General features: G+C 51.1%; 9 protein-coding genes and 1 tRNA gene. 3 read left to right on the forward strand and 7 right to left on the reverse strand.

The window, feature by feature from the left end:
- Positions 1 to 2 precede the first annotated feature (2 nt).
- From APR53_01045 to APR53_01075, 7 genes are all read right to left on the reverse strand, one after another.
- Positions 3 to 87: transfer RNA gene (locus APR53_01045), tRNA-Ser, on the reverse strand.
- Positions 88 to 171: 84 nt separating this feature from the next.
- Positions 172 to 1,158: a deoxyhypusine synthase gene (locus tag APR53_01050; protein KQC03436.1), complete on the reverse strand. Its 987-nt coding sequence runs from the start codon at positions 1,156 to 1,158 to the stop codon at positions 172 to 174.
- Between the two features lie 149 nt (positions 1,159 to 1,307).
- Entirely contained in the window at positions 1,308 to 2,084 is a 777-nt protein-coding gene (locus APR53_01055; GenBank protein ID KQC03437.1) for a signal transduction protein, read from the reverse strand.
- Positions 2,081 to 2,920 (reverse strand): hypothetical protein, encoded by an 840-nt coding sequence (locus tag APR53_01060; protein KQC03438.1) that lies wholly within the window; start codon positions 2,918 to 2,920, stop codon positions 2,081 to 2,083. Before APR53_01060 ends, APR53_01055 begins: the two co-directional genes overlap by 4 nt.
- Positions 2,921 to 2,926: 6 nt before the next feature.
- A complete protein-coding gene (locus tag APR53_01065; protein ID KQC03444.1) occupies positions 2,927 to 3,868 on the reverse strand; it encodes a histidine kinase in 942 nt (313 codons plus the stop codon).
- 10 nt (positions 3,869 to 3,878) lie between these two features.
- Positions 3,879 to 4,631 (reverse strand): histidine kinase, encoded by a 753-nt coding sequence (locus tag APR53_01070; protein KQC03439.1) that lies wholly within the window; start codon positions 4,629 to 4,631, stop codon positions 3,879 to 3,881.
- Positions 4,628 to 5,179: a signal transduction protein gene (locus APR53_01075; protein ID KQC03440.1), complete on the reverse strand. Its 552-nt coding sequence runs from the start codon at positions 5,177 to 5,179 to the stop codon at positions 4,628 to 4,630. Before APR53_01075 ends, APR53_01070 begins: the two co-directional genes overlap by 4 nt.
- A 225-nt stretch (positions 5,180 to 5,404) precedes the next feature.
- On the opposite strand from APR53_01075, the gene APR53_01080 reads away from it, so the two are divergent.
- From APR53_01080 to APR53_01090, 3 genes are read left to right on the forward strand one after another with little or no spacing between them, the layout of a single operon-like run.
- Positions 5,405 to 6,046: a GTP-binding protein gene (locus APR53_01080; GenBank protein KQC03441.1), complete on the forward strand. Its 642-nt coding sequence runs from the start codon at positions 5,405 to 5,407 to the stop codon at positions 6,044 to 6,046.
- 6 nt (positions 6,047 to 6,052) lie between these two features.
- Complete coding sequence (locus APR53_01085; GenBank protein KQC03442.1) at positions 6,053 to 6,421, forward strand: hypothetical protein; 369 nt, start codon at positions 6,053 to 6,055, stop codon at positions 6,419 to 6,421.
- 6 nt (positions 6,422 to 6,427) lie between these two features.
- Positions 6,428 to 6,817 (forward strand): hypothetical protein, encoded by a 390-nt coding sequence (locus APR53_01090; protein KQC03443.1) that lies wholly within the window; start codon positions 6,428 to 6,430, stop codon positions 6,815 to 6,817.
- The last annotated feature ends 5 nt before the right edge of the window (positions 6,818 to 6,822 follow it).

Below are 6,822 nucleotides of genomic sequence, written 5' to 3' on the forward strand. Positions count from 1 at the left end.
AGCGCTGAGGGAGGGATTTGAACCCTCGAGTCCCAGAGGGACACGGGTTTAGCAAACCCGCGCCATACCAGGCTTGGCTACCTCAACAGAGATAATCTCGCATCTTTCGATACTCGCAACACTCTGTGTTGCTCCATGAACGGTGTTCTAATTTATATGCCGGACAGAGGTTTAAGGGTTGTGGTTCACCGGGAGAACTGGTATCTTTTTCCGGGTGTACCCGCGTCCAATCAGCCCCGACGTGATAACTGGGAGTGCAATCGTCGCGTCGCAGAAACACTGCACTCGCGGGCAGAACGGAGCCTCTTTTCCCCAGCTGATCGCTTCCTCAAATGTGCATCCTGATAATCCCCCCCAGTGCGGCGCATCGGTGGTGTACTGGATCGCATAGGCATGGCCTCCGCAGTCATGGTTGTGGATCGAGGCGATCACCTGCGTCTGCTGAATGAAATTTTTGGGTACTCCGCCCCCGATATAGATTACCCCCGTTTTTTTAGCCGATTCAACGATGGTGGTGATTTCGTCGGTGTCTGAAATCTGGTCAACATTAACGGCCGTCCCTCCGCGCCGGGCCATGACGAGACCGATACCGATCGAAGAGTCGCAAAGGGCTGGAATAAAAATCGGTACACCGTATTTCTCGCAGGATGCAACGAGGGATGTCCCTTCCGGTTTTTTCGTACGCAGCCATGTTCCGAGACGACGGATAAAGGCTCGTGATGACCCCTCAAAAGGTGCAATTTCCTTTGCAAATGCAGCTATTGCGGCGTCGACATTCCTGAACTGGCTCTCATAGGCAAAGACATCATATATCCTGTCCACGCCTTTAGAGAAGAGTTCGCTGTCATCGACATGGTGGTGTCCGAGGTAGTGCCGGACTCCGAGATGTTCGCAGGCGTCGTGAAAGATATTGGCACCTGTCGAGACGATGACATCGACATACCGGCGGCGGACAAGTTCGATCAGGCACTCCTGCATGCCTGCGGGGATCATCGCGCCCGACAATCCAAGCATGACGATGCAGCCCTCATCCTCGATCATCCGTGACCAGATTTCAAGTGATTCACCAAGTTTTCTTCCTTGAAACCCTGTTTTGCTCATTCTCTCCAGAAGTTCCGCCACAGAATCAGTCGGCTGTACCGGAGTGACCGGATGCATGGGTGACTTCATTGTTGGTATACTGTGTCTACTTACAAAAAAAATATCTCGGCACCGTGGTCGGAGTACTGTGCGGGATAGAGCGCCGCACAGGAGACGATACCTTTTTTTTGCTCAACAAAAATGAAGAAAATAAGGGCTGGGCGCCATTACAGCGCGCTGATAAGAGCCTGTTTTGTAAGCAGGCCGACGAGTTTGCCGTTGTTGGTCACGGGTAGTGAACTGATACTCTTTTTTACGATAAGGTCAGTAATGGCCGTTATATCCTCATCCACATCGACGGTGATCGCAGGCGCTGTCATAATATCCTTGACAAGCAGGTTCCTGATGCGGTGGTCCTGATACTTGTCCTCGACAATTTCACGGAACGCCTTCATCGCTTTGGCGACATCCGTTTCAGTGACGATTCCCTGCATTTCACCATCATCCATTACGATGAACTTGCTGATATTTTCATCAATCATCCGCCGCCTGAGGTGTACGACACGCTCGTCGGACCGGATGGTGAAGGCAGTCTGCATCACGTGCTCTGCGACCGTGTCGGGCCGCATGACTCTCAGGAGGTCTATCGGGCCCACCTGTCCCACAAGCCGGTGTTCATTATCGAGAACGACGACGATACGGTACTCCTGGAGCAGCGGGACGAGAATATCGGCATGCTGATCGGGGTAGGCGACCGTATAATCCTCGTCGGTCTTGTTTGCCACATGGATTTTCGCGGGGGCCACCACCGACGACTTTCTGCTCCCGAGTGTCTCTGCGATGGCCTTCCGGGAGATCGTCCCCATGACGCCTCCGTTGTTGGTGACAATAAGCGGGTCTGCGCCTTCATCAAGCATTTTGTCAAGCGCTTCGGTGATTGCCGCTGATTTCGAAATGGTCAGGGGTTTGACCATAACATCTCTGATGAGTAATTCTTCGCTCATTTTGCCACTTCCTTGATAATATCATCCCGTATTACAATACCTCTGACATCATGTCCATCGAGTGCAACAACACTGCTGATATGATGGTTCTTCATCAGCTCCACGGCGTCGGCCAGCGGGGCTTCGGATGAAACGGTGACGACCGGCCGGGACATTAGGTCCTCTGCGGTCGAGGATACTTCCGTTACGAACCGGAACCATTTTCTGCCGCCGGGCTCCTCCCGCCGGAGCATAAGGACATCTTTTTCAGGGATGCCCGTTTTGTCGTCTGAATAGGTGAAGAAGGCAATATTGCTCTCAGTTATAATGCCTGCCAGAGTCCCGTTATCATTCACGACAACAACCCTGTCATTTTGCTCGCTCATTATATCAATTACGTGGTTCAGTGAATGGAAACGGTTGACCGTCTCGACCGGAACCATCAGGTCTGCGACCGTCAGGTTCAGGTTTTCTGCGATACCTGACGCGAGCAAATCCGATTTTGTTACTATTCCCTGAAGGCCTTCCGTATCGAGAACAGGGAGGCCGCTTATATTCTTCTCAACCATCACTTCCGCGATCGCGCCGATTTCGGTGGTCGGTGCGATGGTAACCGGATCCGGCGTCATGATGACATGCGCGGGAATATGGTCGATCGGTCTTCTCCGCCACAATGGCTCTGTGTTGCGGAGCCGGTATGCAATATCTTTCTTGGTAATGATGCCTGAAAGACGGTCATCCTCCAGTACCGGACATCGCGAAATTTTATGTTTCAACATCAGATTTCTTATATGTGCAACCGGATCGTCGGGTGCAATAACATGGACTGGAGATACCATAACCTCTGATGCATTCATAGGATATCACCTCTTGGAAAATGCGCGCACCAGATCGAATTCCGTAACAAGGCCGACAAGCCGGGAATCTTCGATCACAGGGAGCGCGCCGACGTTCTTCGATAATATCTCTCGTGCCACTTCGTTGATGTTTTCATCCGGCGTTGTGGTATGGAGAGAACCGTTAATAAGCGTCCGGACAGGAAGATTCATCACATCCGAGACATTCCCGGTCACAAGTTTATCAAAGACCTTCCCTCCGCCGATGTATTTCATAATATCAGTGCTGGTGACGATACCGAAAAGGACGTCATCACTCACTACCGGCAGGCGCCGGAACCTTTGTGTGACCATCTCGCGTGTCACGGTGCCGATGGGTGTTTCGGGAGACGTGATGTGGAGTGATGTTGTCATGATATCCTCCACCTTGAGGGGACTCCGCTCCGCGACAAGGACGCGCATTACGTCGCGTTCGGTAACTATGCCTGAAAGAACCTCTTTTTCATTGATAATGGGCAGTCCGCCGGTTTTCTTTTCGACGATTACCCCCACGGCATCGGCAATTGACGCCGTAACCGGAAGCGTGACCAGCTGAGAGGTCATGATTTCTCGAACGCTCTCGTTGAGCGCTGCTATGAGGTTGCCCTTGTGCTTTACCTTCACGAGATTAAATCTGCTGCCTCCCCCCATGAAATCGATGATGTCGCCCGCGGTGATGATGCCCCGAAGGCTGTGTGTTCCGGGATCTGTTACAGGCAAACGCCGGAATCCGTGGGCTGTCATCGCCTCAATGGCACCAAGAATAGTGCTGGTCGGAGGTACCGAGATTACATCCCGCGTCGCGATCGCCATAATTTCCCCCTCTTTGTCGGAGGAACGTGATTTGAATTCAACCGGACCACGGTCGAATTTGCCAGGCATTTTCAGGAGTTTATCTCCCTGTTTCTGGTGTCGTTCATTCCTGTGCAAGTGATCCACCTTATAATGATAAACCCTTCAATACATCATGCCGGTCAAGGATGCCGACAAGATTTCCATTCAAAACAACGGGGAGCCTGCTGATATCATGAACAGTGAGTGATCGTGCAGCTTCGCCTATATCATCGTCGGGCGAGACATAAATGGCTGGTGTGGTCATCAGGTTCTCGACATGTACTTTTGATGAATTTTCAAGTGTTTTCCGTATCCTGCCGTACCTGAGAAGGTCGTTCCGGGAGAGCATCCCGACCAGTATTCCGTCCCTTACGACAGGAAAGGCATAATATCCGCTTTCCACAATGAGCGAGTACAGTTTCTGTATCGTGTCATCGGGCCTGCACGTCACGACCCGCTGTGCCATAAAATCACTGACGCGGCCGCGGAGTTCCTGCCGGCGGATAAGAATCTGGAAGAGTTCCGAAAGCATGATACCCCCGATCACGTTTCGTGCCTCATTCGTGACCGCCGCACTGTCAGTTCCCATGGTCCGGATGATTCCCGCGACAGTCTCGAGGGAATCGTCAGGATGAACCGATGCTGCTTCCTTGACAAAACCTTCCACGGTGACGTTCGACTTCGTATCAGTTACCTTCAATACATCAGTCGCGTCAATATACCCCATCAGTCCGTTTTTTTCATTCGTTACATAGATCTCCCGGTACAAGTCATCCCGGAGAATCTGTCGTGCCCTGGTGATGAAATCATTCCATCGCAACACGGGGAACTCAACCATTAGGTCGCGAGCGACCTTCATACAAGACGTTCCTCCTCCCTGCAGTTTGGGCAGAGCATGACGCCGTCAACAGGTCTGATGTTGTCGGACATGTTCCCGCAGCTGTCACAGATCCCCATGATCATGTCGTCCTCGCGGTTGATCTCAATGAGATCCGACATAATTTCATTGATCTCCGTGGCAACTGACAGCAGATCGCGTACGGTCACGATACCGACAACCTTGTTCCCGTCAACGACAGGCAGTCTACGTACCTTGTTCTCGACCATCATGTGAGCGGCGTCCCCAACGGTTTTATCCGCATCGATCGTGATAAGTGGAGTGCTCATGACGTCGCTTACCCGGACTTTGCCGGGTTTGAGATCTTTAGCGACAACCTTGCAGTTAATATCCTGTTCGGTAATCATACCTTTTGCCAGATTGTTCTGCAAAACAATACAGCTTCCCACCTCGTCGCGGCACATGACCTCGGCAGCACGAGCAACTGTCGCTTCGGATTCAAGGGTCGTAGGTTTATACCGCATTACTTCTTTGAGCGGCACTTTGGTCTGGAAGTGGATTGTGTCCATTCTGATTTCACTCACATGATCACCACATTTCGCCAGCTGTATTGCCAGTGAATTGGTAACTTGCAGATACTATGCACCAGCAGTATAAAAGTATAATGACGCGCCGGATTTGTCATTTATCAGGGGATACAGAGACCGGCAAATGATGGCAGGGAGAGGTTTATTTTTATTGGTAGAGCATATAGTCATAGTAGGGAAGTATATTTTCCAGATGGGGGATCCTTAATGAGTTTCATCATTCGAACGAAGAAGACGTTCTCCAGATTCCTGAAGTATTTTTTCAAGAATCAGGAATCGCGCATCGGTATATACGGTCCGCCGAATGCGGGAAAGACAACACTGGCCAACAGGATCGTTCGGGACTGGACGGGGGACGCTGTCGGGCCGGTCAGCGAAATTCCGCATGAAACGAGGCGTGCCCGTAGAAAGGAGGGAATAATAATCACCGGGAACAATGGCGGTTCAATCACCATCGATATCGTCGATACGCCCGGTGTAACGACAAAGATTGATTACAAGGAATTCCTTGAATACGGGCTCGAGAAGGAAGAAGCGATCAAACGCGCACGTGAAGCAACGGAAGGAGTTGCGGAGGCGATGCACTGGCTTCGGGAAGATATTGACGGTGTTATTTATATGCTCGACGCCACGCTTGATCCCTTCCTGCAGGTCAATATTATGATGGTCGGAATTATCGAGAGCAGGAACCTGCCCGTGATCATCGTCGCAAATAAGATCGACCTGCCCGATGCATCTCCGTCCCGTATAAAGAGTGCATTCCCTCAGCATCCGGTCATCTCGATATCCGGGCTTGAGGGTGATAACGTCGAGGAACTGTATGAAAAGATGATCGAGTACTTCGGGTGACTGGACATGATACAGGGAGTACAGATCGATTTAATCTCCGCAGACCGTCTCGATAAAATGACAGTCATGGAAAAGATACGCCTGATTCTCGATGATGTGATGGAAGGCAATATTGTAGTGCTGGAGAAGGGACTTGCACCGGAAGAGCAGACGATGCTTATCGAGGTCACGATGCGCGAAATCACGCCCGATGGGTTCTCCGGCATCGAGATGGAGACCTACTCCGGCAATGAAGGCGGAGAAAAGCTGAGTTTCCTCGACAGACTGCTGGGGAAAAAGCGATCCGCACGTCTGACTGTAATAGGTCCTGCGGACCAGATGAAGACGATTAAGAAAGAGAAGGACCTTATCAGCACCTGGGTTTCATCAAGGTGACGGGAGATGCCACATAAATGCACGCAATGTGGACGTGAATTCAAGGACGGATCAACTGAGATTCTGAAAGGCTGCCCGAGCTGCGGCGGAAAAAAATTCCTTTTCGTTCGTGAGTCCGATCGGCACCGCGACGTGCTTGAAGAGAAGAGTATCGAGAATCTCGCCGAGGAGACGAAAGAGGAGATCCTTGAAGTCCCGGCGGAGCCGAGCCGTCACGTTGAAATGCATGAGCGTATCGAAAGTATCCGTGTCATAAATCCCGGGAGCTACGAACTCAATATCGAAAAACTGGCAAAAAGTGATGAAGTGGTTGTAAAGATGGGCAAGGATGAAAAATACGTGGTCGATATCATCTCAATGATGAAGCCAAAAAAGAAAGATAAAGAAAAAAGGTAGCTCTT

Origin of the sequence: Methanoculleus sp. SDB (assembly GCA_001412355.1) — an archaeon.
Taxonomy (GTDB): Archaea; Halobacteriota; Methanomicrobia; order Methanomicrobiales; family Methanomicrobiaceae; genus LKUD01.